Raw genomic sequence first — 25,991 nt, forward strand, 5'->3', positions numbered from 1 at the left:
TGAGTATCGGGAATTGGTCGCTCGCGCGCGTGCTGCGCCGGCGCCCTTCGGGGGCGTCGTCCGGTGCTCCGACTGAGCCGGCCCGGTACAGGCGACAGGCACGTGCTGATCGACACACTGCAGTTATGGGAGCAACACATGGCGAACGGAACCGTCAAGTGGTTCAACGCTGAAAAGGGATACGGCTTCATCACCGTCGATGACGGCGGCCAGGACGTCTTCGTCCACTACTCCGCCATCGACATGGCCGGGTACAAGGTGCTCGAAGAGGGCCAGCAGGTCGTCTTCGAGGTCGGCACCGGGGCGAAGGGGCCGCAGGCCGAGGCGGTGCGTCCGGCCTGAGCTTCATCCGAGCGTCCCGAACGCGCCGCCCGAGGGGCGGCGCGTTCGGTGTCTCGGGGCGATCCAACCGGCCGATGGCGGCGCGGTGGATCGCGCGGCGTGTCTCGGCGGCTCCGGGGTCGATCGGGCCGTCGTCGTGGCTACGATGACGGCATGGTGAACGGGGTCCGCCCTGGCGCACGACGCGCAGCCGCCGCGGTCGCGCTCGCCGTCGCTGCGCTCGTCATGACCGCCTGCCAGAGCTCGCCGCCCGAACCGACCGAGGTGCCCACCCCGACGGCCGAACCGCGACCGGTCGGCACCTCCGAGCCCGTCGCGATCGCGTTCTCGCCGCTGCGGGGCACGCAGACCGACCCGGCGTCGCCGGCGCACCCCTCGCTCGCCGTCAAGATCGACGACCACGAGGAGGCCCGGCCGCAGATCGCCCTCAACCGCACCGACCTCGTCTACGAGGAGCTCGTCGAGGGCGGCCTCACCAGGTACGTCGCGGTCTGGCACTCGGACGTGCCCGACACCGTCGGCCCGGTGCGGTCGATCCGGCCGATGGACCCCGACATCGTGACGCCGCTCGGCGGCATCATCGCGTACTCGGGAGGACAGGACCAGTTCGTCGCGATGATGATGGCGACCGGGCTCAAGAACATCGTCTTCGACTACGACGAGACCGGCCTCTTCTTCCGCGCCGACGCGCGACCGGGTCCGCACGACGTGATCCTGCGTTCGAAGGAGGCCGTCGCACGCAATGCGAAGCTCGCGCCGCCGCCCGTGCAGTTCGCCTACGGCACGGCCGACCCGCTCGCCGACCCCGACCTGAAGGCGACGCCCACCGAGCGGATCGCGATCGTCTTCTCCGACGCCCGCAATCCGTCATGGGACTGGGACGCCGGCACCACGAGCTGGCTGCGCTCGCAGGAGGGGCAGGCCGACACCCAGGAGGGCGGCGAGCGGGTGCGTGCGACGAACGTCGTCACGATGCGCGTCGACATCGACTGGCGGTACGGCGAAGTGCCGAAGACGGTGATGGTCGGTTCGGGCGAGGTCCAGGTGTCGAGCGCGGGCCGAACCGCGCACGGCACCTGGAAGAAGGACTCGCAGTCGTCGCCGATCGTCCTGACGGCCGACGACGGCTCGCCGCTGCGGCTCGCACCGGGCAACAGCTGGATCGAGCTCGTACCGAAGTCGGGCTCGGTGGAGTTCACCTCCTGAATCGCGCCGGGCCGGCGGCATCCGGGATGCAGGGACCCCCGGTCGACGGGAGGGCTCGTGTTCGCCGCGAGCGTGCGGGAGCGGGCTCCCGCTCGCTTGCACTCCCAGCACGAGAGTGCCAGAATCGTCTTAGCACTCACTCGTTTTGAGTGCTAAACCACGAATCTTTGAAGACGTCCGAGAAGGGACGAGAGACACACATGGCAAAGATCATTGCTTTCGACGAAGAGGCCCGCCGCGGCCTCGAGCGTGGCCTCAACACGCTCGCCGACGCGGTCAAGGTGACCCTCGGCCCGCGCGGCCGCAACGTCGTGCTCGAGAAGAAGTGGGGCGCCCCCACGATCACGAACGACGGCGTGTCGATCGCCAAGGAGATCGAGCTCGACGACCCGTACGAGAAGATCGGCGCCGAGCTCGTCAAGGAGGTCGCGAAGAAGACCGACGACGTCGCCGGTGACGGCACCACGACCTCGGTCGTGCTCGCCCAGGCGCTCGTGCGCGAGGGCCTCCGCAACGTCGCCGCGGGCGCCGACCCCATCTCGCTCAAGCGCGGCATCGAGAAGGCCGTCCAGGCCGTCGAGGCCGAGCTGCTCTCGAGCGCGAAGGAGGTCGAGACCAAGGAGGAGATCGCCGCCACGGCTTCGATCTCGGCCGCCGACGAGCAGATCGGTGCGCTCATCGCCGAGGCGATCGACAAGGTCGGCAAGGAGGGCGTCGTCACCGTCGAGGAGTCGAACACCTTCGGCACCGAGCTCGAGCTGACCGAGGGCATGCGCTTCGACAAGGGCTACCTGTCGGCGTACTTCGTCACCGACCCCGAGCGCCAGGAGGCGGTCTTCGAGGACCCGTACATCCTGATCGTCAACAGCAAGGTCTCGAACATCAAGGACCTGCTGCCCATCGTCGACAAGGTGATCCAGACCGGCAAGCAGCTGCTCATCATCGCCGAGGACGTCGACGGCGAGGCGCTCGCGACCCTGATCGTGAACAAGATCCGCGGCATCTTCAAGTCGGTCGCCGTCAAGGCCCCGGGCTTCGGCGACCGCCGCAAGGCGCAGCTCCAGGACATCGCCATCCTCACGGGCGGCCAGGTCATCTCGGAGGAGGTCGGCCTCAAGCTCGAGAACGTCACCCTCGACCTGCTCGGCCAGGCCCGCAAGGTCATCATCACCAAGGACGAGACGACCATCGTCGAGGGTGCCGGTGACGAGGAGGCCATCGCCGGTCGCGTCGCGCAGATCCGCAAGGAGATCGACAACACCGACAGCGACTACGACCGCGAGAAGCTCCAGGAGCGCCTCGCCAAGCTCGCCGGCGGCGTCGCCGTCATCAAGGCGGGCGCGGCCACCGAGGTCGAGCTCAAGGAGCGCAAGCACCGCATCGAGGACGCCGTCCGCAACGCGAAGGCCGCCGTCGAGGAGGGCATCGTCGCCGGTGGTGGCGTCGCCCTCATCCAGGCCGGCAAGACCGCCTTCGAGAAGCTCGAGCTCACGGGCGACGAGGCGACCGGTGCGAACATCGTCCGCGTCGCGATCGACGCGCCGCTCAAGCAGATCGCGCTCAACGCGGGCCTCGAGCCGGGCGTCGTCGTCGACAAGGTGCGCAACCTCCCGACCGGCCAGGGCCTCAACGCCGCGACCGGCGAGTACGTCGACATGCTCGAGGCGGGCATCAACGACCCGGTGAAGGTGACCCGTTCGGCGCTGCTCAACGCGGCCTCGATCGCCGGCCTCTTCCTCACCACCGAGGCGGTCGTCGCCGACAAGCCCGAGAAGAACCCGGCTCCGGTCGGCGACCCGACGGGCGGCATGGACTTCTAAGCAGGTCCGCTCAGCACGACACGCGAAGGGCGTCTCCCGAACGGGAGGCGCCCTTCGCCGTGTCGGAGGCGCCGCGTCAGCGCAGGAACAGGCGCGCGTTGGCCTGTTCGGCATCGGTGTACTGGGTCGCCGCGAGGCCGAGCGCGTGGTTGAGTCCGACGAGGCTCTGCTCGACCTGCAGCTGGGTGGCGCGCCAGTCGGCGACGGCGCCCTGGAACGCCGACGAGGCCTGGCCCGACCACGACGACTGCAGCCCGGTGAGCTGCGACATGAGCGCCGCGACGTCGGACTGGATGCGGCCGATCGTGCCCTGCACGGTCTGGGTCGCGGCGGAGACCTGGTCGGCATCGACCTGATAGCTCGTCATGGGACATCCCTTTCATTCGGTGGTGTCCCACAAGCTAGGCGCGCTCGGCGGGCCGAGCGCTCGTCGCGGCGGCCGTCGTGCACCGATGGTGCGGATGGCCGCCTGTCGAGGACGAGTCGCAGGCGTGCCGAGCGCCTCAGGCCTCGGTGATCGACTGCGGCGCGGCGGCGGAGCCGGCGAGCGGCAGCATGACTCTGAACGTCGCGCCGCCGCCCGGGGTCTCCACCACGTCGACGGAGCCGTTGTGCGCGGCGACGATCGAGGAGACGATCGCGAGCCCGAGGCCCGACCCGCCGGTCTCGCGCGTGCGCGAGGTGTCGGCGCGCCAGAAGCGCTGGAAGATCTTCTCGCGGATCTGCGGCGGGATGCCCTCGCCGTGGTCGATGACCTCGACCATCGCACGCTCCGCAGGTGCGTCGATGCTCACCCTGATCTCGATCGGCGAGCCGTCGGCGGTGAACCGCATCGCGTTGCCCATGAGGTTCGTGATGACCTGGCGGATCTTGTTCTCCTCCGCCAGCACGACGGCGCGCTGCACGGGCGCCGGGTCGCCCGTGCCGATCGGCACCGGCATGGTCGGCGCGGGGCCCGTCGCCTCGGCCGCGGCGCCGGGGCCCGCCGCGTCGAGCTGCCGCCGTCGCTGCGCCTCGCGGCCCGCGGAGCGAGCCGAGGTGCGGCGGGGCGCCGGCGACAGCCGCCGGCCGCGGAGCCGGGCGAGCGTCGCGCCCGCGAACGCGATCGCACCGGTCGAGCGCATGGGCGCGGACTCGAGGTCGACCGCGAGCTCGACCGGCTCGGAGGCATCCGTGGCGGTGCCCGCCTCGGGCGCGATGACCGTGACGGTGCGGTCGGGGTGGGCGGCCATCGTGTCGAGCGCCGCGTCGCGGGCGAGGGGAACGAGGTCGACCTCGGCGAGCTCGAGCGGCTTCGCCTCGTCGAGGCGGGCGAGCGCGAGGAGGTCTTCGACGAGGCCGCCCATGCGGATGGCCTCCTTCTCGATGCGCTCCATCGCCTGCCCGACCTCCTCGGGCGATTGCAGCGCGCCCATCCGGTAGAGCTCGGCGTAGCCGCGCACCGAGACGAGCGGCGTGCGCAGCTCGTGCGAGGCGTCGCCGACGAAGCGGCGCATCTGGTCGATGGTGCGGGCGCGGTCGCGGAAGGCGCGGTCGATGCGATTGAGCATCGTGTTGAGCGAGCGGTTGAGCCGGCCGACCTCGGTGTTCGGGGTCGCGCCGCCGAGCCGCTGGCTGAAGTCGCCGTCGGCGATGGCCGCGGCGGTGCGCTCGACCTCGCGCAGCGGGGCGAACGTGCTCGTCACGAGCATGCGGGTGAGCAGGGCCCCGACGAGCACGACACCGAGCCCGAAGCCGAAGAAGATCGTGAGGTAGACCGCGAGCAGGCGCTCGGTGTCCTTCGACGAGATCGCGATCACGATCGGCACGAGCGTGCCGTGCGAGTCGGCGGTCATGAGCGTCGTGACCGCGCGGAAGGTCGGCTCGCCGTTCGCGTCGTTGAGCGCGAAGGTCTCGTAGCCCCCGGTGTTCTTCGCCGTGACGATCGCCTGCGTGAGCGTGTTCGGGATCTGCGGCCAGTCGGCCTCGGCGCGGTCCTCCCAGTTGCTGCGAAGGTACTGCCCGCTCGAGGTGTAGATCGCCACGAACACGTCGTCGCTCGAGCTGAAGTCGAGCTGGTTGAGGTTCGTCTGCGCGCGCGGCTTGTCGTTGTCGATCTGGAAGTACTTGTCCAGGCTCTCGCCCGACGCGATCGACTGGAGCTTCGCCTCCATCTGGTCCTCGACGTACGAGCGCAGCATCGCCGCCGTGCCGATGCCCGAGACGAGGAGTCCGAGCGTCAGCATGAGCACCGTCACGCCGGTGATCTTGGTGCGCAGCGAGATGCGGTTCCACCGCTCGAACATCGTCTGATTCATGGCGGGCCGAGTCTAGGCGGCGGAACCTGAGTCAGGGCTTGGAGGAGGACTTGAGCATGTACCCGAATCCCCGCTTGGTCTGGATGAGGGGCTCGGTCGAGTGCTGGTCGAGCTTGCGGCGCAGGTACGAGATGTAGCTCTCGACGATGCCGGCGTCGCCGTTGAAGTCGTACTCCCACACGTGGTCGAGGATCTGGGCCTTCGACAGCACCCGGTTCGGGTTCAGCATGAGATAGCGGAGCAGCTTGAACTCGGTGGGGGAGAGCTCGACGGGCACGTCGCCGACCAGCACCTCGTGGGTGTCCTGGTCCATCGTGAGCTCGCCCGTGCGGATGACCGCGTCCTCCTCGGCGTGCATGGTGCGACGCAGGATCGCCTTGATGCGCGCGACGATCTCGTCGAGCGAGAACGGCTTCGTCACGTAGTCGTCGCCGCCGACGGTGAGGCCCGTGATCTTGTCCTCGGTGTCGTCCTTCGCGGTGAGGAAGAGGATCGGCGCGGTGTAGCCGGCCGATCGCAGTCGCTTGGTCACGCCGAAGCCGTTCATGTCGGGCAGCATGACGTCGAGGATGATGAGGTCGGGCTCCTCCTCGAGCACGGCCGAGATGGTCTGCGCGCCGTTGCCCACGGCGCGCACCGCGAAGCCCGCGAACCGCAGGCTCGTGGTGAGGAGGTCGCGGATGTTGGGCTCGTCGTCGACGATGAGAATGCGAGGTCCGTCGCTCATGGCTCGATTCTCTTGACGTTTGCTGAAACTTGCCTGTGAGTCGTGTGGGCGGCGCTTCAGAGCGGCGGGTCGACGATGCGGATGCAGCAGGCCCCTGCGCCCGGATCGAGGCGCACACGGCCGGGGTCGGCGCCCGTCGAGCCCGCCATGCCGCAGACGAGTGCGTGGTTGAGCTCGCACACGACGCCGGGGTGCTCGCGCGCCAGGCGGTGGAAGGGGCAGGTGCCGAGCACGACCCCGCCGCCGCCGTCGTCGTCGCGCGGCTCGAATCCGGCGTCGCCCAGGGCGTCGGCGAGATCGGGGGATGCCTCGGCGAGCCGTCGCCCGGCGCGCTCGGCGGCTTCGCGGAGCGCGTCGCGGACGGGCACCCCGTCGTCGACGGCGCGACCGATCGCCTCGGCCATGACGCCGCCGCCGAGCTCGTAGAGCCGGGCGGGGATGCTGACGGCGACCTCGTCGTCGGCGCGGCGATACAGCTTCGCGGGCCGACCCGCACCCGGCCCGGTGCGGCCCGTGAGCCGGCGCGACTCGGTGGCGAGCAGCCCGGCCTCGACGAGTCGGTCGAGGTGGAAGGCGGCGGTCGAGCGCGCGAGGTCGAGCGTTTCGGCGACGCGGTCGCGGCCGACGGCCTCGCGGCCCTCCGACACGACGTGGTAGACGCGTCGGCGCACGGGGTCGGCGAGTGCGCCGATCGCCCGGATCGCGTCGGTGTCGCCGGGTGCCGCGTCCTCTGCTGCGGAGGCCATGCGCCGATCATATCTCTAAATGCAGAAAACATTGACAAAAGAATTCGACCGGCCTAGCCTCGGCATCGAGGGCGGGGAGGAAGACGTGACGCCGATCGAGCCGGCCGGAGCCGTCGACGCAGCCGATCGCGACGACTCGGCCGCGGTGCCGAGGCTGCACGCCGTCACCGCGGCCGAGGCCGAGCACGCCATCGACCGCGAGGGCGCCGTCGACGCCGTGCGCGCCCTGCTCGTCGCGCTCGGCCGCGACGTCGAGAGCGAGCACCTCGCCGACACGCCGCGACGCGTCGCCGACGCGTACATCGAGCTGCTCTCGCCGCGTCCGTTCACGCCCACGACGTTCCCGGGCGAGGGCTACGGCGAGCTCGTGGTGGTGCGCGACATCCCGTTCGACTCGCTGTGCGAGCACCACCTGCTGCCGTTCCGCGGCGTCGCCCACCTCGGCTACGTGCCCGGCGACCGCATCATCGGCCTCTCGAAGCTCGCGAGGGTCGTCGAGCAGTACGCCCGCGACCTGCAGGTGCAGGAACGGCTGACCCGGCAGATCGCCGACCGCCTCGTCGAGGTGCTCGAACCCGAGGGCGTCGGCGTCGTGCTCGAGGCCGAGCACCTCTGCATGTCGCTGCGCGGCGTCCAGGTGCCGGGCACGCGCACGGTCACGACCGCGCTCGCGGGCAGCGTGCGCGACGACGAGCGAACCCGGCGCGAGTTCCTCGATCGCTGCGGCGTCGGCAGAACGGAGAAGTGAGATGACTGACGAAGGGCTCGTGATCGTCGGCGGGGGCCTCGCGGGCGCCCGAGCGGCGGAGGGGGCGAGGCAGGCCGGGCACACGGGGCCCATCACGATCGTGGCCGGCGAGGACGCGATGCCGTACATCCGGCCGCCGCTGTCGAAGGAGTACCTGACCGGGGCCGCCGAGCGCGACGTCGTGGACGTGTTCCCGGCCGAGTGGTACGCCGACGAGCGCGTCGAGGTGCTGCGCGGTGTCCGGGCGACCGCGCTCGACCCGGCCGGCCACCGGATCCGCCTCGCCGACGACCGCACGCTCGACTACGGGCGACTGCTCATCGCGACCGGGGCGAGCGCCCGGCGCTGGCGTGCGCCCGAGGGCGAGCTCGAGGGGGTCCGCGTGCTGCGGACGTTCGACGACTCCGAGGCGCTGCGGACGGAGCTGCGGGGCGGCGGGCGACGGATGGTCGCGATCGGGGCCGGCTGGATCGGCCTCGAGGCGACGGCCGCCGCCCGCGGCTACGGCGACGAGGTCACCGTGATCGCGCCCGAGGCGGTGCCCCTCGCGGCGGCCGTGGGCAGCGCGGTCGGCGAGGTCTTCGCGGAGCTCCACCGGGCGAACGGCGTCGACCTGCGCATGTCGACGGGCGTCGCGGGCATCCGCGGCGCCGAGGGTCGCGTGACGGGCGTCGAGCTCGACACCGGCGAGACCGTTCCCGCCGACCTCGTGCTCGTCGGCATCGGCGCCGTGCCCGAGACCGGGCTCGCGGAGGCGGCCGGGCTCGAGGTGCGGGGCGGCATCGTGACGGATGCCTCGTTCCGCACGAGCGCCGACGACGTCTACGCCGTCGGCGACGTGGCGAGCGTGTACCACCCCGTGCTCCAGGCCCACCTGCGCATCGAGCACTGGGCCAACGCCGAGAACGCGGGTCGCGCCGCAGGGCGGGCGCTCGCCGGCGACGAGGTCGCGTACGACGAGATCCCCTACTTCTACACCGACCAGTACGATCTCGGCATGGAGTACTCGGGCTACGGCACGCTGGCCGACGGCATCGAGCCGGTGTTCCGCGGCGACCGCGCGTCGCGCGAGTTCATCGCGTTCTGGCAGCGGGAGGGGCGCGTGGTCGCGGGCATGAACGTGAACGTCTGGGACGTCAACGAGCAGGTCCAGCAGTTGATCCGCTCGGCGGCCCGCATCGACCCCGCCCGGCTCGTCGACGCGTCGGTCCCGCTCGAACGGCTCGTCGCCGAGGCATCCGCGTGACGGCGGAGCCCCTGGGCTGGGTCGAGCCGAACCTCGCCCGGCCGGTTCGCGCGATCGCCGGCCGCGAGGTCGACTTCCGCCGCGAGATCGCCGTGATGGCGGTGGTCAACCGCACGCCCGACTCGTTCTACGACCGCGGTGCGACGTTCGGCCTCGACGCGGCCGTCGAAGCGGGCCGTCGCGCGATCGACGCGGGCGCGTCGTGGATCGACATCGGCGGCGCGAAGTTCGGGCCCGGGCCCGCGATCCCGGTCGGGGAGGAGATCGATCGGGTCGTGCCCGTCGTGGCCGCACTCGCCGGAGCCGGTGCCGCGCTCTCGGTCGACACCTTCCACGCCGAGGTCGCCGCCGCCGCGATCGCCGCAGGCGCCGACGTGATCAACGACACCACCGGCGTGCACGACCCCGCGCTCGCCGAGGTCGTGGCCGACTCCGACGCGACCCTCGTCATCACGCACAGCCGCGCCGAGCCCCGCCAGTGGTTCCCGAAACCGCAGTACGACGACGTCGTCGGCGACATCAGCGCGTTCCTCGAGCAACGCGTCGCCCTCGCCGTCTCGCGCGGCGTGCCCGAGGAGCGCATCGTGCTCGACCCCGGGCACGACCTCAACAAGAACACGCTGCAGACGCTCGAGCTCACGCGCCGGTTCGGCGAGTTCACCCGGCTCGGCTTCCCGCTCGTCGCGGCGGTCTCGAACAAGGACTTCATCGGCGAGAGCCTCGACCGCCCTCGCGGCGAGCGACTCGCCGGCTCGATCGCCGCGGCCGTCTTCTGCGTCGCGCAGGGCGCTCGCATCCTGCGCATGCACAACGTGCCCGAGTCGGTCGACGCGGCGCGCATGGTCGAGGCGATCATGGGCTGGCGCGAGCCCGCGTACCTCAAGCACAACCTGGTCGACGGGCCGAACGAGGAGCCATGACCGAGGCCGTGGGCGACCCCCGACACGACGACGAGACGCCCGACGTCGACCGCGAGCGGCTGCTCGAGGCGTACGCCGTCGCCGACCGCGCGACACCCCGGGTACGCATGAACTTCGTCGCGAGCCTCGACGGCGCCGTGACGATCGACGGTCGTTCGGGCGGCCTCGGCGACGCGGCCGACCGGCTCGCCATGGGCGTCATGCGCACGCTCGCCGACGTGCTGCTCGTCGGCGCCGGCACCGTGCGCGTCGAGGGGTACGGCGGCGTGCGGCTGGGCGGAGCCGACGCGGCGTGGCGGCGCGGGCGCGGCCTCCCCGATCAGCCCCGCATCGCGGTCGTCTCGTCCGCGCTCGAGCTCGAGCCGCGGCATCCCTTCTTCACGGAGGCGACGAACCGGCCGATCGTCGTGACGCACGCGGCATCCGATGCGGGGCGACGGGCCGCGCTCGCCGAGGTCGCCGACGTGCTCGTGTGCGGCGACGACGCGGTCGACCTGCGCGCCGCGGTCGACGCGCTCGCCGCGGCCGGGCTGCCGCAGGTGCTCTGCGAGGGCGGACCCCACCTGTTCGGGTCGCTGCTCGAGGCCGACCGCGTCGACGAGCTCTGCCTGAGCCTCAGCCCGACGATCGTCGGCGGCGACGCGGGGCGCATCGTGCGCGGGGTACCAGAGCACGATCGGCCCATGCGGCTTCTGCACGCCATCCCGGCGGGCGACCTGCTGCTGCTGCGCTACGAGCGGGCGCGCTGAGCGGGCGCGTGGAGCGCCTGGTCAGGCCGCCTCGAGCGCGTGGGCGTCGAGGATCGTGTAGCTGTAGCCCTGCTCGGCGAGGAACCGCTGCCGGTTCTGCGCGAAGTCCTGGTCGACGGTGTCGCGCGCGACGAGCGTGTAGAAGTTCGCGCTGAGACCCGACTCCTTCGGCCGCAGGAGACGCCCGAGCCGCTGCGCCTCCTCCTGCCGCGAACCGTACGAGCCCGACACCTGGATCGCGACGGTCGCCTCGGGAAGGTCGACCGAGAAGTTCGCGACCTTCGACACCACCAGGACCGGTGTCGTGCCCTCGCGGAACTCCTGGAACAGGCGCTCGCGCTCGTCGACGGGCGTCGCGCCGGTGAGCTGCGGGGCGTCGAGCGCGTCGGCCAGCTCCTCGATCTGGTCGAGGTACTGGCCGATCACGAGGATGCGCTCTCCGGCGTGGCGGGCGACGAGCTCCTTCACGACGCCGAGCTTCGCGGGCGCGGTCGCGGCGAGCCGGTAGCGCTCGTCGTCGGCGGATGCCGCGTACGCGAGCCGCTCGGACTGCGGCAGGTCGATGCGCACCTCGTAGCAGGCCGCGGGCGAGATGAAGCCCTGCGCCTCGATCTCCTTCCAGGGTGCGTCGAAGCGCTTCGGCCCGATGAGGCTGAACACGTCGCCCTCGCGGCCGTCTTCTCGTACGAGCGTCGCCGTGAGGCCGAGCCGACGGCGGGCCTGCAGCTCGGCCGTGAGCTTGAACACGGGCGCGGGCAGGAGGTGCACCTCGTCGTAGACGACGAGACCCCAGTCGAGGGCGTCGAGGAGCGACAGGTGGGCGTACTCGCCCTTCCGCTTCGCGGTGAGGATCTGGTAGGTCGCGATCGTGACGGGCTTCACCTCTTTCACCTGCCCCGAGTACTCGCCGATCTCGTCGGGGGTGAGGCTCGTGCGCTTCAGCAGCTCGTCGCGCCACTGGCGGGCCGACACGGTGTTCGTGACGAGGATGAGCGTGGTCGTCTTCGCCGTCGCCATCGCGCCGGCGCCCACGAGCGTCTTGCCCGCGCCGCAGGGCAGCACGACGACGCCCGAGCCGCCCTCGAAGAAGTTGTCGACGGCCTTCTGCTGGTAGTCGCGCAGGTGCCAGCCGCTCTGTTCGAGGTCGATCTCGTGCGGCGTGCCGGGCGTGTAGCCGGCCAGGTCCTCGGCGGGCCAGCCGAGCTTCACGAGCTCCTGCTTGAGCGCGCCGCGCGCCCACGGCGCGACGAGGAAGCTCATGTCGTCGAGGCGCTCGCCCACGAGCGGGGCGATCTTCTTCGCGCCGACGACCTCCGTCAGCACGGCGAGGTCGGTGCTGTGCAGGCGCAGCGCCCCGTCGTCGGTGCGGTCGATCACGAGCCGTCCGTACCGGCCGACCGTCTCGCGCAGGTCGACGGCGACCGTCTGCGGCACCGGGAACTTCGCGTAGCGTTCGAGGGTGCCGAGCATGTCGTCGGCGTCGTGACCCGCCGCCCGGGCGTTCCAGAGGCCGAGGCGCGTGATGCGGTAGGTGTGCACGTGCTCGGGCGCGCGCTCGAGCTCGGCGAACACGGCGAGGTCGTGCCGCGCGTCCTCCGCGAGGGGGTGCGCGACCTCGAGCAGGACCGTGCGGTCGCTCTGAACGATGAGTGGGCCGTCCGACATGACCGACCAGTCTACGCCCGGTTCGTGAACGACCGGCCGGCGCGGATGCCTCGCTGCGGGCGCGACGGTGGCGCTAGAGCTCCGTCGCGGGCGCCGGCGCGACCGCGGCGATCGCGGAGAGCGGCAGCGTGCGCTCGATGTCGGCCTTGTGGTCGCGGGCACGGAGGCGCCCGTTCGCGACGCTCGCCGGCGCCAGCAGGTAGTCGGCCGTGTCGCCGCCCGGCATCCGCACGGTCACGGTGAGCGTCTCCTTCGAGCGCGCGGCCGCCTCGAGCTGGCGCGCGAGCCACGCCTCCTCGGTGCCGTCGCCCGACTGCGTCGCCTCGAGCCGGTCGAGGAGCGCGGCGATCGGGTCGGTGCGCGGCGCCGCCACGGGCGCGGGTGCGAGGCGGTGCCGCTGCAGCCGCACGATCTCGCCGTCGGCGTTCTCGGCGGCGACGGGGTACTTGGCGTCGGAGAGCGCCCAGAAGACGACGTCGGGCGCGAAGCGGGTCAGCAGCCGGTGCGGGCCCGTGCGTCGCAGGGCGAGCGAGGCGAGCGCCTGGTCGACGGCGAGGGTGCCGATGAGCTCCGCGTCGTCGGAGCGGATCGAGGCCTGCGCGGGGAGCTCGGCCTCGGCCGCGGCGCTCACGCGCACCGCGCCGAAGCGCTCGGCGGCCTCGGACACGAGGTACGCGAGCGGTTGCGGGATGCCGGTCAGCGAGATCGACGACAGGAACTCGAGGATCGAGTCGGCGCGCTCGCCCGCCGCGAGGGCGCGGTTCACGGATGCCGCGCTCACGCGATACGTCGAGGCGAGGTCGCGGGCCTCGACGTCGGCGATGCCCCGCAGCCGGGCGTCGAGCTCGGGTTCGAGCGGCCCCGGCGCGACGATCGACAGGTCGTGCTGCAGGTACACCCGGTCGACCTGGGCGGGGAAGTGCGCCGAGACGAGGTCGGCCGCGCGCTCGAGCTCGCCGGCGAGCACGAGCCGTGCCGCCTCGACCGGCTCGCCCGACACCGCGAGGCCGAGCGCCTCGGCCTCGCCGAACAGCCGCTCGAGACCCTCGTCGAGCCAGATCCCGCCCGCCGGGTAGAGCCAGCGGACGTCGTCGCGGAGCGCGCCCGCGGTGAGCGGATCGCTGCGCCGGGCGACGAGCTCGCGCAGCGTCTCGGGGATGCGGTCGCGCCAGCACGACGCGAGCACGAGCCATCGCCCGCGGGCGGATTCGAGCGACCATGCGGCGCCGCGATCGGACTCGAGCCAGTACGCGCCGTCGCGCACGACGAGCCCCGCCTCGTCGGCGCGGTGGAAGAGGCGCGGAAGCGCCTCGAGCGCGGTGCCGCTCGCCTCGGCGAGGCGCTTCGAGTCGGGAAGCGCGAGGCCGCCCTTCGCGAGCTCGCGCGCCGGCTGCGCGCCGAGCGAGGCGAGCAGCTCGGCGGTCGCCGCCACGGTCGCGTACGCGGCGTCGGACGAGTGGCGCTCGAGGAGGCTGCGGTCGACGGGATCGTCGCCGACGAGCACCGGGGGAGCGGGCGCTGCGAGCTCGGCGAGCGTCGGCAGGTCGTCGCCGAGTCGCGGCAGCAGCCTGCTGGACACGCCCGCCGGCACGTGCACGAGCTCGCCCGTGCGCACCGCGAGGAGCGACTCGGCGAGCCGGTCGATGATCGGCCCCGCGGCATCCACCGTCGACGACGGCGCGCCGAGATCGCCGAGCACCCGGCGGACCCCCGCGAGCGTCGCGCCCGGCTCGGCCGCGGCGGCGAGCACTGCGAGCCGCGGGCGGTCGAGCCGGGCGATCGCCCGATCGACCGAGTCGGGTGCGAGGAGCGACTCGGCGAGGTCGAACAGGTCGGCGACGCCCGTCGTGTCGAACTCGCGCAACCGGAGGGCTGCGGCGAGATCGTCCCGTGGCAGCTCGCGAAGTCGTCCGGCGAGTTCGAGCATCGTCTCCGCTCAGCCCGCCCCGGCGCCGGTCTCGCGCGAGCGGCGCACCGCGTTCACGATGAGCAGCACGATCAGCAGGATGAGCGCGATCGGCAGGCCGAACCACGGGAACATGATGACGAACGGCCACACGCCGTGGCTGAAGCCGTCGTCGGCCGCCGCGCCTGCCGCCGAGCCGATGATGACCGCGAAGAACGCGACGATCGAGCAGCCGACGATCGCCGCGAACATGACGGCGAGGATGCGTTCGGCGCGATGATCGGTGACAGGGCCGGAATCACTCACTCGTCAAGGATAGGGCAGCGAGGCCGCGCGTGGGTCGGCGGGACTCTAGACTGGAGGGTGAACGGCGCGTTGCTCTCGGCGCGCCGTGCGACGTATAAGCGAGGTTCTGCGATGCCCACCGGCAAGGTCAAGTTCTACGACGAGGAGAAGGGGTTCGGCTTCATCAGCTCCGATGACGGCCAAGAGGTCTTCCTCCACGCCTCCGCGCTTCCCGCCGGCGCGACCGTGCGTGCGGGCTCGAAGGTCGAGTTCGGCATCGCCGACGGCCGTCGCGGGCCGCAGGCGCTGTCGGTGCGCGTCGTCGACACGCCCCCGAGCCTCGCGAAGATGAACCGCCGTTCGGCCGACGACATGGCGGTCGTCGTCGAAGACCTCGTGAAGTGGCTCGACGCCGCCGGCAGCGACCTGCGTCGCGGCCGCTACCCCGACAAGGCGCGCGGCCGGCAGATCGCGACCCTGCTGCGCAAGGTGGCTGACGAGCTGGATGCCTGAGTCGCGCGAGTTCGAGCCGACGGCCGACGGGGCCGTCGCCGAGGCGGCGGTCGACGTCGTCGAGCAGGTCGACGAGGTCGACGAGCCGGGTGCGGCCGAGCACGGCGAAGCGTCCGACGTCGCCGAGCCGGAGCCCGTCTTCGTCGCCGACGAGGTGCTGCTCGCCTCGGCCGGGCTCGCGCAGCGGGCCCTGCTCGAGGTGACCGCTCCCGAGACCGTGGGCTCGGTCGTCGGCCACGTCGTCGAGGGCGAGCACGTGCTCACCCTGCTGTTCGCGGCCGACCTCGCCGGCTACCCCGGCTGGCACTGGAGCGTCACCATCGCACGGGTCGACGACGGCGAGCCGACCGTGCTCGAGACCGAGCTCATGCCGGGCGAGCGGGCGCTGCTCGCGCCCGAGTGGGTGCCCTGGTCGGAGCGACTGGCCGAGTACCGCGCCGCGCAGGCGGCCGCAGCCGCGGAGGCCGCCGAGTCCGACGAAGACGACGAGGACGACTACGACGAGACGGCCGTCGACGACGAGGTCGACGACGACGAGGACTTCGACGACGACGAAGACGACGAGGTGGACGAGGCGGACGGCCTCGGTGACGGCCTCGAGGTCGACGACGAGTTCGACGGCATCGACATCGACGTGCTCGACGATGACCACGACGACGACGCGGTCGACGTCGATGACGCCGTTGACGTCGACGACGAGGGCCACGACGACCCGTCGGTCGGCGACGACGCGGCTCAGTCGCCCGATTCGGAGACGCCGGCCGGCGACTGACGCGCGCGCCGGCGCATCGCCTGCACGACGACGAGGCCGATGACCCCGAGCGCCGCGCCCACGGCTGCGGCGGCGGTGAGCCAGCCGAGGCCGGATGCCTCGAGCCCGTCTCGGGCCAGGAGGCCGATGCCGAGCACCACGAGCCAGCCGATGGTGCCGGCGACGAGCGCCTTGCGCGCGTCGGCCCTGGCCGGCGCCGGATCGGGCCGGCGCTCGCTCTCGCTCAGCCAGAGCCGCACGAGGTCAGCCGATCCGGTCGAGGACGTGGTCGATCGAGGCGATGAGCGCGCGCACGTCGTCGGGCTCGATCGCGGTGAACGTCGCGATGCGCAGCTGGTTGCGGCCGAGCTTGCGATAGGGCTCCGTGTCGACGACGCCGTTCTCGCGGAGCACCTTCGAGACCGCGGAGGCGTCGACGCGCTCGTCGAAGTCGATCGTGACGACGACCTGCGAGCGGTCGGCCGGGTCGGCGACGAACGGCGTCGCCACCTCGCTCGCCTCGGCCCACCGGTAGAGCAGCGACGACGACTCGCGGGTGCGGGCGTCGGCCCAGGCGAGTCCGCCCGAGGCGTTGATCCAGTCGATCTGGTTCTCCATGAGCAGGAGCGTCGCGAGCGCCGGGGTGTTGAGGGTCTGGTTCAGTCGCGAGTTGTCGACCGCGTTCTTGAGCGAGAGGAACTCGGGGATGTAGCGATCGGTCGCGGCGACGCGCTCGATGCGCTCGACGGCGGCGGGGGAGAGGATCGCGAACCACAGCCCGCCGTCGGCGGCGAAGTTCTTCTGCGGGGCGAAGTAGTAGACGTCGAACTCGCGGGCGTCGACGGTGGCGCCGCCGGCCGCACTGGTCGCGTCGATGACGGTCAGGGCGCCGTCGTCGCCCGTGACCCGGGCGACGGGAGCCTGCACGCCGGTCGAGGTCTCGTTCTGCGGCCAGGCGTACACGTCGACGCCGGCGACGGCCTCGGGCCGCGCGCTCGAGCCGGGGGCGGCCGTGCGCACGTCGGGCGCTTCGAGCCACGGTGCGCCCGCGGCCTTCGCGAACTTCGCACCGAACTCGCCGAACGAGGCGAGCTGCGCTCGACGCTCGATGAGCGAGGCCGACGCCGCGTCCCAGAACGCGGTCGAACCGCCGTTGCCGAGCACGACCTCGTACCCGTCGGGCAGCGAGAAGAGCTCGGCGAGCCCCGAGCGGACCCGGCCGACGAGGTTCTTCACGGGAGCCTGTCGGTGCGAGGTGCCGAGGATGGCGGGGCCGAACTCGGCGAGGTGCGCGAGCTGCTCGGGCCGCACCTTCGACGGGCCGCATCCGAAGCGTCCGTCGGCGGGCAGGAGGTCGGCGGGGATCACGAGGCTCGGCATGCGTCGAGTCTATCGAGGCGGTGGCGGCCGCTAGGCTTGATGACGGGCCGCGACGCAATGGGAGGACACGCGTGACCGATCTGATCGACACCACAGAGATGTACCTGCGCACGATCCTCGACCTCGAAGAAGAGAACATCGTCCCGCTGCGTGCGCGCATCTCCGAGCGTCTCGGTCACTCCGGTCCCACCGTCTCGCAGACCGTCGCCCGCATGGAGCGCGACGGACTCGTCGTCGTCACGGGCGACCGCCACCTCGAGCTCACCGAGTCGGGCCGCTCGAAGGCCGTGCACGTCATGCGCAAGCACCGGCTCGCCGAGCGGCTGCTCGCCGACGTCATCGGGCTCGAGTGGGAGTACGTGCACGACGAAGCATGCCGCTGGGAGCATGTGATGAGCGAGCAGGTCGAGCGCCGCATCATCGAGATCCTGGGCAATCCGAAGGAATCGCCCTACGGCAACCCGATCCCGGGCCTCGACGAACTCGGGCTCGCGCCCGCCGACCCCTTCCTCTCCGGGGTCGTCAACGTCGTCGACCTGGTCGCCGACCGCGACGAGCCGGTGCGCGGCACGGTGCGACGCCTCGGCGAGCCCGTGCAGTTCGACCCCGAGCTGCTCGGCCAGCTCAAGCAGGCCGGCATCGTCCCCGGCGCGGTCGCGGCGTTCAGCCGGACGGCCGGCTACGTGCTCGTGCGGGTCGACGGGGCGGGCACCGCGCTCGAGCTCCCGACCGAGGTCGCGAGCCACATCTTCATCGCCGAGTGACTCGGCGTTCTCGCCCCTGATCGGCCGTTCCGCGACGCGCCGTGATCAGAATGTGACATTCGGGCGGTACTCGCGTACCCTCGTACGAGTCCGCTGGCGAGAAGCCCGCCGGCAGGCCAAGGGTCGAGACGCCTCCCGCGTTCCACCGCTCGATCCGGTACCCGTGAAGCGCCGCGCGCGCATCAGGTGGAGCGGCGCCCCCGCGCCGCGGGGCGACGGAGGTACACGTTTTGGCTCGACTCTCACGGCGTCGGCTCGCGAAGAGCCGCACCCGCGGGGCTGCGACGAAGGCGATCATCGCCTCGAAGGCCCGCAACACCCAGTCCCCCACTCCAGATCTCGCACCGGCAGTCGCAGCGAAGCCGCTGCCGTCCACGCGCCGCTTCCGGCGGGGCGGCATGGCGAACATCCTCGTGATGACGGTCGCCGCCGGCATCGTCGGCACGCTCGCGATCCCCGCCTACGCGATCGCCCCGGGCAGCGTCGGCCCGCAGTTCGGCGAGACCGACGCGACGAAGCTCTCGAAGGCGCAGGCGCAGACGGTCGAGACCACCGACGACGTGATCGCCGCACCGGTCACCGAAGACGGCTACAAGACCGTCACTGGCGAGTCGATCCGCGCCGCCGAGCGCGCCGCGGCCGAGGCCGAGGCCGCCCGCATCGCGGCCGAGAACGCGATGGCCTCCTACGCGGCGTCCTACGACGGGCCGAGCGCGTCGGAGCTCCTCGCGAACCCGCCGTACCCGAACTTCGACCTCGCGAGCGTCTACAGCGTCGCCCAGAGCTACACCGGCGTGCCGTACGTGTACGGCGGTGCGACGCCCGCGGGCTTCGACTGCTCGGGGTTCGTCATGTACGTCTACGCGCAGTTCGGCGTGAGCATGCCGCACTCCTCGTCGGGCCAGGGCGCGATGGGCACCGTCATCTCCGAAGCCGACGCGCAGCCCGGCGACCTCGTCATCATGGACGGCCACGACGGCTTCTACGCCGGCAACGGCATGATCCTGCACGCACCCTACGAGGGGGCGTCGGTGCGGGTGCAGCCCATCTGGACGAGCGACTACTACATCGTCCGCATCGGTATCTGAGCGATGAACGACGCGTGACCGACACGCGACGAACGGCGCGCCGGGAGTTCCCGGCGCGCCGTTCGTGTTCTACCCTGAAGCCCTGACGACCCTCGGTATCCGAGCAAGGGGAGGGCGATGGCAGGCTCGCGCAGCATCCATTCCGCGGATGCGCGCGCGCAATTCGACCATCGTCCGAGCAGTCGACCGGGCTCCATCCTGGCGAACACTTCGACGGGCGCTGTCTTCACGACGGTGCCCGTTTCGCGTTCCCGGGGCCCCGCCGGCGCATCGCCTGCCCGTCCGGCCACGACCGCCGGAACCGGGTCGCCGAACCGTCCACGCGGCTGGAAGCCATCCAGCACCGAACGAAAGGCCCCGCATGCGCACCCTCGTGCTCAACGCCGGATATGAACCGCTCGCCGTCGTCTCGTTCAAACGAGCGCTCCTGCTCGTGATGAATCAGAAGGCGACCGTGCTCGTGCACGAGGAGGGCAATCCGGTGTGCGCGGCGAGCGGGAGCTGGGAACGCCCCAGCGTCATCCTGCTCAGCCGCTACGTCCGCGCCCCGCGCGCCCACCGCATCCCGGTCACCCGGCGGGGCGTGCTGCGCCGCGACGAGCACCGCTGCGCCTACTGCGGGCGCAGCGCGGCCACGATCGACCACGTCCTGCCGAGGTCCCGCGGTGGGCGCGACACGTGGGAGAACCTCGTCGCATGCTGCCTGCGGTGCAACAACGTGAAGAGCGATCGCACGCCGGCCGAGATGGGCTGGGAGCTGCGGTTCATCCCCAAGATGCCGAACGGTCGCAACTGGGTCGTCCGCGGGGTCGAGCGTCCGATGCCGCAGTGGACCGAGTTCCTCGCGACGGCTGCGTGAGAGCGCGACACCGGCACTCGCGGGACACGCCGCGCTGCCGTGCGGGCCGATCGTGACAAAGCGTCGCGACGTGCCCTATGGTAGGTCGGGTGCGGAGCCGCCCCCGAGAACCCGAGCACGGTCGTCGTGCTGCCTCGGCACCGTCGCCGCAGCGCTCGTCCCGCCGGGTCGAGGCGCCGAAGCAGGCGGCCGCCGCATCGAGCACGACCCGTCCGCGCGACCGACGGTTGCGTGCGCTCTCGACCATCGTGATCGTCCCGGCGATCGTCGGCACCGTCGCCCTGCCCGCCTACGCCATGGTGCCGACCGGCACCGAGTTCGGGGCATCCGGCGATTTCAGCCGCACGGTCGCCGAGGCGCAGGGGCTGTCGGTCGGGGCGGAGGCGAGCGACGCCCCCATCACCGTCGACGGCTACGCGGTCACGACGAAGGTCGAGATCGATGAGGCGGCCCGTGCCGCCGCCGAGGCCGAGGCGCGCGCCTGGGCCGCCGAGCTCGCATCACGGGGCAACGGCGCGTACGCCAAGCCGAAGGTGCAGGCGCAGGGCGACGACTACCCCTGGTGGGACCAGCTTCCCGACGACTACGGCGGCGGGCTGTCGCCGCTGCGGTACTACTACCGCGAATGCGTCGACTTCGTCGCCTGGCGCCTCAACCGCGACGCCGGCGTCACGAGCGCCCCGTGGAAGTGGGACTGGTCGAACCTCGCCTCGGGCAGCGCCTACGCCTGGGCCGACGAGTGGGTCGCGCACGGCTGGCCGACGTCGTCGACGCCCGTCGTCGGCGCGGTCGCGTGGTTCCCGTACAACCACGTCGCCTACGTGCAGTCGATCAACGCCGACGGATCGGTGAACCTCGAGGAGTACAACCAGAACTCCGATCACTCGTACCATCGGCGTACGATTCCCGCCGGCGACGCGCTCTACCTCTATCCGCCGGTCTGATCGCCGCGGCGGTCGCCCGTGCGGGCGCCGACGTGCCCGTCGGCGTCGGTCGGGCCGCGGCGTCGACGGTCAGCAGGCCCTACGGCACCCGCGCCAGACACGCGGGCGCGGGAGTCTCCACGGTACCGACGACGTCGAGCGGCACGCCCGCCCCGTCGAGCGCGACGATCGCGATCGAGTCGGAGCCCTGGTCGGCGACGAGGGCGAACCGCTCGTCGTGCGTGAGCTCGAGATCCCGCGGGTGGCGGCCGCCGGTCGGCACCGTCGCGACGAGTTCGAGCGCCGGACGGTCGCGATCGAGCCGCAAGCCGCGCAGGGCGTCCGCGTCGCGGTCTCCGATGAGCACGATCCCGCCGCGCGTGAGCCGGATCGCCGAGCATCCGAGCCCGCGAGGCGGCGTCTCGGGGCCGATCGGGAACCAGGCGAGCTCGCGCCCCTCGACGAGGTCGATGATGCTCGCGGTGCGATCGAGCTCGTTCGCGGTGATCGCGAGGTCGCCGGTCACGACGAGGTGGCGGGGACCTGCTCCCGCGTGCACGGCGATGTCGCCGGTCGGTTCGTGCACGAGCTGCTCGGGCAGGCTCGCGAGGCCGACGACGCGCACACGGTCGGCGCCGAGGTCGGGCACGAGCAGCCGATCGCGCGCGCTGTCGAGCACCGCCTGATGGGGATGCGAGGCCTCCTGCCGGGCCGCATCGGGGCCCGAGCCCGTGAACTCGGCCTCGAGCACCGCGTCACCCGAGGCATCCGGCGACACGTGGTGCACGGTGAGGCGGCGGCCCGAGTAGTTCGCGGCGAACGCGAGCTCGCCCGACTCGTCGAACGCGACGTGGCACGGATCGCCCGAGGCGGTGCCGGGCCGGCCGAACGCGGCGAGTCCGTCGCCCTCGAGCGTCCAGGTCGAGACGCGCCCGTCGGCGAGCTCGTGCACGATGCCGAGCACCCCGTTCGCGGGTGAGATCGCGAGGAACATGGGGTTCTCGCCCACGTCGACCGGCTCGCCCAGCACGGCGCGCCCGTCGGCGTCGACGTCGAGCGATCGCACGCCCGCGGCCGCCGAGCCGAGGGCGCCGACCGTGGACGCGCCGATCCAGAACCTCGTCGTACCCGTCGTCTCCACGCGCCTCCAACTCCCTGCGGACGAGCCGCACCGGGGCGCACGGGTCTGCGCCGCGTCCTACGCTAGCCGAGCCGGTAGACTCTTCCGGTCAGCCTCTGTAGCTCAATGGAAGAGCAACTCCGTCCTAAGGAGCAGGTTGGGGGTTCGAGTCCCTCCAGGGGCACCGGGATCGGTGCCGCATCGTCGTGATTCACGGCGATCGCGCGTGTCATGCGCCCCGTACGGGGGCGGGACTTCGATAGGGTCGAGGTACTCCGCGGTGCGGCGGCGGCGATGATTCGGGTTCATCGCCTCCTCGTTACCGCAGTCGCGGAGCGCGACGGGGGAGGAGTTCGGGGGCAGTTGGCTTCTTCCTCGCCTTTGCGACGCGTGTGCCTTCCGGCGTGCGCCATCGGCGGATTCGCGACCCTACCCGCGTGAGCCGTCGATGGCCGGGCCGGTGATCCCCCTCACCGGCCCGGCGGCACCCGCTCCCGCATTCAGGGCTGGATGAGCCCGCGCAGGTCCTCCGCGGTCAGGGCGGTCGAGAAGAGTTCTTCGTCGTCCATGACCGACGAGACGAGGGCGGCCTTCTTCTCCTTGAGCGCCATGACCTTCTCCTCGATCGTGTCCTCCGCGACGAGCCGGTAGACCATGACGGTGTTCGACTGGCCGATGCGGTGCGCCCGGTCGACGGCCTGCGCCTCGCTCGCGGGGTTCCACCACGGGTCGAGGAGGAACACGTAGTCGGCCTCGGTCAGGTTGAGGCCGAACCCGCCGGCCTTCAGGCTGATGAGGAACACGGGCGCGTCCCCGGTGCGGAACCGGTCGATCACCTCGCTGCGGCGTCTCGTCGCGCCGTCGAGGTACGCGTACGGCACCCCGGCCGCGTCGAGTCGTGCCGCCGCCAGGTGGAGGAACGACGTGAACTGGCTGAACACGAGCGCGCGATGTCCTTCGGCGACGACCTCGTCGAGCTGCTCGAACAGCGCGTCGAGTTTGGCCGACGGCACATCGGCGTACTGCTCGGAGTCGATGAGCGTCGGCGAGAGGCTCAGCATGCGCAACAGGGTCAGCGATCGGAAGATCGTGAACCGGTTGCGGTCGAGGTCGTCGATGAGTCCGAGCAGCTTCTGCCGCTCGCGCTGCAGGAAGGTGTCGTAGATGCGGCGGTGCGCGGGGTCGAGCGCGACGGTGAGCACCTGCTCCTGCTTCTCGGGCAGCTCGGGCGCGACCGACTCCTTCGTGCGACGCAGCACGAGCGGCCGGATGCGGCGGCGCAGCGTCGCGAGGCGTTCGGCGTTGCGGTCGTTCTCGATCGGCCGGCGATAGCGCTCGGCGAACGCGCGCGCAGAGGGGAAGAGCCCCGGCGCGACGATCTTCATGAGCGCCCACAGCTCCATGAGGTTGTTCTCGACGGGCGTGCCGGTCACGGCGAGGCGGAACGGGGCGCGGATGTCGCGCGCCGCCTGGTTCGCCTTCGAGTTGCCGTTCTTGACGAACTGCGCCTCGTCGAGCACGAGCCCGGCCCACTCGGATTCGGCGAACGCCTCGGCATCGAGGCGCAGGATCGCGTAGCTCGTGATGACGAGGTCGGCCCCGGCGACGGCGTCGGCGAGCCGCGTGCGGCTCGCCGCCTGCGTGGCCGTGACGGTCGCGACCTTCAGGCCGGGCACGAACCGGGATGCCTCGCGGGCCCAGTTCGACACGACCGAGGTCGGGGCGACGACGAGGAACGGCGGCTCCGCGGCATCCCGCTCGCGTGCGTGGGCGATGAGCGCGAGCGTCTGCGCGGTCTTGCCGAGGCCCATGTCGTCGGCGAGGATGCCGCCGAGCCGGTGCTCGTGCAGGAATGCGAGCCAGCGGAATCCCTCAAGCTGGTACGGGCGGAGCTCGAGCGCGAGACCCGCCGGCGGCGGGACGGGGTCGATGCGGTCGAGCGAGCGGAGCCCCGACACCGTCTCGCGCCACGAGACGGCGGCCTCGGACTCGTCGGCGAGATCCTCGAACTCGCTCCACAGGGCGGTCTGGGTGCGGTGGATGGCGAGTTCGCCGGTCTCCCACTCGTCGAGCGTGCCGGCCTCCTCGAGGAGCTCCCGCAGGGGCGCGAACACCTCGTGGTCGAGCGAGAGGTAGCTGTGGTCGACGAGCAGCAGCTTCCGCTGCCCGCGCGACAGCGCGCGGAACAGCGGCCCGAACGGCACCTTCTTGCCCTCGACCGTGACGATGACGCCGAGATCGAACCAGTCGGTGCGCTCGCTCTCGACGGCGGTCACGGCGAGCCGGGGCGGTTCGGTGAGCTCCCGGTACTCGGGCGCGTCGCCCTCCTCGTCGACCCGCACGCGCTCGAGTCGACGGAGCGCCGGGAGCACGCGCGTCGAGAACTCGGCGGCCTCGATGCCGCGCAGCACCGTCGCCGGTCGCAGGGTCGGGCCCGAGCGCTCGTCGTGCGCGCCGCCGCGGAGGAGCGGCGCGCCGGCAGGGTCGCCGGCGGCGACGGCCGCGGCTTCGGCGGCCGGACGGCGCTCCCGCGCGGGGTCGTGGAACTCGGCGTCGGGCACGTCGAACGGCAGCCGTCGGCCGCCGTCCGCCTCCCAGTCCCAGGCGACCCGCAGCACCTGCCCGGGCTCGTGCGCGACCGTGGCCACGAGCGTCGCGGGCGGCAGCTCGGGAAGCACGACCTCGGGGTCGGCGCTCGTGATGCGGAGCGACCGTGCGAGCACGGGGTACTGCTCGCGGGTGAACGCCGCGACCTCCTCGCCGGGCACGACGATGGGCTCGCGACGCCGGACCGCGGCTCGCGCCGCAGGCCGGAGCGGGGCGGCGAGCGGGGCGAGCGCGATGCGGCCCGCGGCGAAGTCGAACGCGTAGACGCCGTGGTCGCCGATGAGGCGGGCGCGTCGCGCCGGATGGCGTTCGCCGTCGATCGTCACGCTCGAGACGAGCTCGATCGGCGGCTGGCCGTCGACGGCTCGGCCATCCGGCCCCTCGGCGGCCTCGTCGTCGGGCTCGGCGTCGGTCGCCGACGACGCGTCGGCGCGCCGGACGTCGAGGCCGATGTCGGCGGCACCGCCGATCGTGATCTCGGTGCGCGCGCCCGTGCCGACGAACTCGATGCCGTGCGACGGCGCCGCCGCGAGCAGGGCCCAGAGCGTCGCGCTCTCGTAGTCGTCGAGCGAGATCCACGCCGAGCCGTACTCGGCGAAGCCCGCATGCCGGGTGCCCTTGAGCATCGAGAACTCGGCGAACCAGCGGGCCTGTCGCGGGTCGAAGCCGCCTGCCCGGCCCTGGAAGCCGACGTTCTGCCAGGTCAGATTCGCCTTGATCCAGCCGCCGCGCGCCCCGCGCGTGACGGGTCGCACGGCGAGGCGCTCGACCGCCTCCTCGTTCGTCGCCGGCTCGTCGCGCGCGACCTGGCGCGAGCCCCGGCGGGCGACCCGCTCGCGCAGTTCGAACTGCAGGGCGAGCGGCTGACGCGGTGCGCCGTCGGCCGGGGCGACGGGAGCGGTGAGCGCGTTGAGCGCGCTGCGCCACTCGGGCTCGGTCGGGTCGACGGGGACCGCGGGTACGGCAGGTGCCTCATCGCGGCGGTGGCGCTCGCCGGAGGCGAGCAGCACGGCCGCGACGTGCTTGCAGTTGCGTGCGACCGGGCACGTGCACGTCCCCGACAGGATCGTCGTCCGGCCGGGGACGCCCAGGTCGAGGCGCACCTCGACGTGATACGGGTCGGGGGCCGTGCCGTCGACGTCGGCCGAGAGTCGGAAGCCCGAGGCGTCCCAGGCGAGGTCGCGCACCGCGCCTGCGCGCTCGACCGTGCGACCGCGGCTGAGGCTCAGCGGGCCGACGAGTCGGGCGATCGCGAGTTCCTCGACGAGCGGGAATGAATCCGAGGGCATCCGTCTATCGTCGCATTCCCGCGACGTAGGGTGCACCTTC

At 72.1% G+C, this 25,991-nt stretch carries 24 protein-coding genes and 1 tRNA gene; 14 read left to right on the forward strand and 11 right to left on the reverse strand.

Annotation, left to right across the window (positions count from 1 at the left end; translation table 11 throughout):
- The first annotated feature begins 138 nt into the window (after positions 1 to 138).
- The 3 genes from AC3RJ6_RS11090 (at position 139) to groL (ending at position 3,368) form a co-directional block, all read left to right on the forward strand.
- The gene (locus AC3RJ6_RS11090; RefSeq protein ID WP_491427101.1) at positions 139 to 342 is read left to right on the forward strand and encodes a cold-shock protein; all 204 of its coding nucleotides are present in this window, start codon (positions 139 to 141) and stop codon (positions 340 to 342) included.
- Positions 343 to 495: 153 nt separating this feature from the next.
- On the forward strand, positions 496 to 1,548 hold the full coding sequence (locus AC3RJ6_RS11095; protein WP_491427102.1) for a DUF3048 domain-containing protein: 1,053 nt from the start codon (positions 496 to 498) through the stop codon (positions 1,546 to 1,548).
- Between the two features lie 200 nt (positions 1,549 to 1,748).
- A complete protein-coding gene (gene groL / locus AC3RJ6_RS11100) occupies positions 1,749 to 3,368 on the forward strand; it encodes a chaperonin GroEL (protein WP_491427103.1) in 1,620 nt (539 codons plus the stop codon).
- Positions 3,369 to 3,444: 76 nt separating this feature from the next.
- On the opposite strand, the gene AC3RJ6_RS11105 is transcribed toward groL, so the two are convergent.
- The 4 genes from AC3RJ6_RS11105 to AC3RJ6_RS11120 form a co-directional block, all read right to left on the reverse strand.
- A complete protein-coding gene (locus AC3RJ6_RS11105; protein WP_491427104.1) occupies positions 3,445 to 3,735 on the reverse strand; it encodes a WXG100 family type VII secretion target in 291 nt (96 codons plus the stop codon).
- A 136-nt stretch (positions 3,736 to 3,871) separates the two neighbouring features.
- Positions 3,872 to 5,665: a sensor histidine kinase gene (locus AC3RJ6_RS11110; RefSeq protein ID WP_491427105.1), complete on the reverse strand. Its 1,794-nt coding sequence runs from the start codon at positions 5,663 to 5,665 to the stop codon at positions 3,872 to 3,874.
- Positions 5,666 to 5,696: 31 nt separating this feature from the next.
- Positions 5,697 to 6,392 carry a response regulator transcription factor gene (locus AC3RJ6_RS11115; RefSeq protein WP_491427106.1) on the reverse strand — a complete coding sequence of 232 codons (696 nt, stop codon included), beginning with the start codon at positions 6,390 to 6,392 and terminating at the stop codon, positions 5,697 to 5,699.
- Between the two features lie 56 nt (positions 6,393 to 6,448).
- Positions 6,449 to 7,138 carry a helix-turn-helix transcriptional regulator gene (locus tag AC3RJ6_RS11120; RefSeq protein ID WP_491427107.1) on the reverse strand — a complete coding sequence of 230 codons (690 nt, stop codon included), beginning with the start codon at positions 7,136 to 7,138 and terminating at the stop codon, positions 6,449 to 6,451.
- An 85-nt stretch (positions 7,139 to 7,223) separates the two neighbouring features.
- Between AC3RJ6_RS11120 and folE the strand changes: the two genes are divergently transcribed.
- The 4 genes from folE to AC3RJ6_RS11140 are packed head-to-tail and all read left to right on the forward strand — an operon-like array spanning position 7,224 to position 10,801.
- Positions 7,224 to 7,886 carry a GTP cyclohydrolase I FolE gene (folE, locus tag AC3RJ6_RS11125; RefSeq protein ID WP_491427108.1) on the forward strand — a complete coding sequence of 221 codons (663 nt, stop codon included), beginning with the start codon at positions 7,224 to 7,226 and terminating at the stop codon, positions 7,884 to 7,886.
- Position 7,887: 1 nt separating this feature from the next.
- Positions 7,888 to 9,132, forward strand: a complete 1,245-nt coding sequence (locus AC3RJ6_RS11130) for an NAD(P)/FAD-dependent oxidoreductase (RefSeq protein ID WP_491427109.1) — start codon at positions 7,888 to 7,890, stop codon at positions 9,130 to 9,132.
- Positions 9,129 to 10,052, forward strand: coding sequence for a dihydropteroate synthase (gene folP, locus AC3RJ6_RS11135; protein ID WP_491427110.1), 924 nt, complete (start codon positions 9,129 to 9,131; stop codon positions 10,050 to 10,052). The genes AC3RJ6_RS11130 and folP overlap by 4 nt, the downstream gene beginning before the upstream one ends.
- Positions 10,049 to 10,801 carry a pyrimidine reductase family protein gene (locus AC3RJ6_RS11140; protein ID WP_491427111.1) on the forward strand — a complete coding sequence of 251 codons (753 nt, stop codon included), beginning with the start codon at positions 10,049 to 10,051 and terminating at the stop codon, positions 10,799 to 10,801. Before folP ends, AC3RJ6_RS11140 begins: the two co-directional genes overlap by 4 nt.
- A gap of 21 nt (positions 10,802 to 10,822) precedes the next feature.
- Here AC3RJ6_RS11140 and AC3RJ6_RS11145 read toward each other — a convergent pair whose 3' ends face one another.
- The 3 genes from AC3RJ6_RS11145 to AC3RJ6_RS11155 form a co-directional block, all read right to left on the reverse strand.
- The gene (locus AC3RJ6_RS11145) at positions 10,823 to 12,466 is read right to left on the reverse strand and encodes a DNA repair helicase XPB (protein ID WP_491427112.1); all 1,644 of its coding nucleotides are present in this window, start codon (positions 12,464 to 12,466) and stop codon (positions 10,823 to 10,825) included.
- Positions 12,467 to 12,539: 73 nt separating this feature from the next.
- Entirely contained in the window at positions 12,540 to 14,393 is a 1,854-nt protein-coding gene (locus AC3RJ6_RS11150) for a helicase-associated domain-containing protein (protein ID WP_491427113.1), read from the reverse strand.
- Between the two features lie 9 nt (positions 14,394 to 14,402).
- Entirely contained in the window at positions 14,403 to 14,678 is a 276-nt protein-coding gene (locus tag AC3RJ6_RS11155; RefSeq protein WP_491427114.1) for a hypothetical protein, read from the reverse strand.
- Between the two features lie 111 nt (positions 14,679 to 14,789).
- Between AC3RJ6_RS11155 and AC3RJ6_RS11160 the strand changes: the two genes are divergently transcribed.
- Together AC3RJ6_RS11160 and AC3RJ6_RS11165 are read left to right on the forward strand one after the other, a co-directional pair.
- Positions 14,790 to 15,170 carry a cold-shock protein gene (locus tag AC3RJ6_RS11160; protein ID WP_491427115.1) on the forward strand — a complete coding sequence of 127 codons (381 nt, stop codon included), beginning with the start codon at positions 14,790 to 14,792 and terminating at the stop codon, positions 15,168 to 15,170.
- Positions 15,163 to 15,942: a DUF3027 domain-containing protein gene (locus AC3RJ6_RS11165; protein WP_491427116.1), complete on the forward strand. Its 780-nt coding sequence runs from the start codon at positions 15,163 to 15,165 to the stop codon at positions 15,940 to 15,942. The genes AC3RJ6_RS11160 and AC3RJ6_RS11165 overlap by 8 nt, the downstream gene beginning before the upstream one ends.
- Here the strand turns inward: AC3RJ6_RS11165 and AC3RJ6_RS11170 are convergent.
- Both AC3RJ6_RS11170 and serC read right to left on the reverse strand, forming a co-directional pair.
- Positions 15,906 to 16,181: a DUF2530 domain-containing protein gene (locus AC3RJ6_RS11170; RefSeq protein WP_491427117.1), complete on the reverse strand. Its 276-nt coding sequence runs from the start codon at positions 16,179 to 16,181 to the stop codon at positions 15,906 to 15,908. The two genes, AC3RJ6_RS11165 and AC3RJ6_RS11170, sit on opposite strands and share 37 nt — an antisense overlap.
- Positions 16,182 to 16,185: 4 nt before the next feature.
- Complete coding sequence (serC, locus tag AC3RJ6_RS11175; protein ID WP_491427118.1) at positions 16,186 to 17,301, reverse strand: phosphoserine transaminase; 1,116 nt, start codon at positions 17,299 to 17,301, stop codon at positions 16,186 to 16,188.
- A 71-nt stretch (positions 17,302 to 17,372) separates the two neighbouring features.
- On the opposite strand from serC, the gene AC3RJ6_RS11180 reads away from it, so the two are divergent.
- The 4 genes from AC3RJ6_RS11180 to AC3RJ6_RS11195 all read left to right on the forward strand — a co-directional run bounded on the left by AC3RJ6_RS11180 (position 17,373) and on the right by AC3RJ6_RS11195 (position 20,956).
- A complete protein-coding gene (locus AC3RJ6_RS11180) occupies positions 17,373 to 18,065 on the forward strand; it encodes an iron-dependent transcriptional repressor DtxR (RefSeq protein ID WP_491427119.1) in 693 nt (230 codons plus the stop codon).
- A gap of 230 nt (positions 18,066 to 18,295) precedes the next feature.
- The gene (locus AC3RJ6_RS11185; protein ID WP_491427120.1) at positions 18,296 to 19,153 is read left to right on the forward strand and encodes a C40 family peptidase; all 858 of its coding nucleotides are present in this window, start codon (positions 18,296 to 18,298) and stop codon (positions 19,151 to 19,153) included.
- A gap of 361 nt (positions 19,154 to 19,514) precedes the next feature.
- A complete protein-coding gene (locus AC3RJ6_RS11190) occupies positions 19,515 to 20,012 on the forward strand; it encodes an HNH endonuclease (protein WP_491427121.1) in 498 nt (165 codons plus the stop codon).
- A gap of 89 nt (positions 20,013 to 20,101) precedes the next feature.
- Positions 20,102 to 20,956: a CHAP domain-containing protein gene (locus AC3RJ6_RS11195; RefSeq protein ID WP_491427122.1), complete on the forward strand. Its 855-nt coding sequence runs from the start codon at positions 20,102 to 20,104 to the stop codon at positions 20,954 to 20,956.
- A 79-nt stretch (positions 20,957 to 21,035) separates the two neighbouring features.
- Here AC3RJ6_RS11195 and AC3RJ6_RS11200 read toward each other — a convergent pair whose 3' ends face one another.
- Positions 21,036 to 22,076, reverse strand: a complete 1,041-nt coding sequence (locus AC3RJ6_RS11200) for a lactonase family protein (RefSeq protein WP_491427123.1) — start codon at positions 22,074 to 22,076, stop codon at positions 21,036 to 21,038.
- A gap of 91 nt (positions 22,077 to 22,167) precedes the next feature.
- Here AC3RJ6_RS11200 and AC3RJ6_RS11205 point away from each other — a divergent pair.
- Positions 22,168 to 22,239 (forward strand) — tRNA-Arg (locus tag AC3RJ6_RS11205).
- 316 nt (positions 22,240 to 22,555) lie between these two features.
- On the opposite strand, the gene AC3RJ6_RS11210 is transcribed toward AC3RJ6_RS11205, so the two are convergent.
- The gene (locus AC3RJ6_RS11210; RefSeq protein WP_491427124.1) at positions 22,556 to 25,951 is read right to left on the reverse strand and encodes a DEAD/DEAH box helicase; all 3,396 of its coding nucleotides are present in this window, start codon (positions 25,949 to 25,951) and stop codon (positions 22,556 to 22,558) included.
- Positions 25,952 to 25,991 lie beyond the last annotated feature (40 nt).

The sequence above is a fragment of the Agromyces cucurbitae genome (assembly GCF_058349945.1).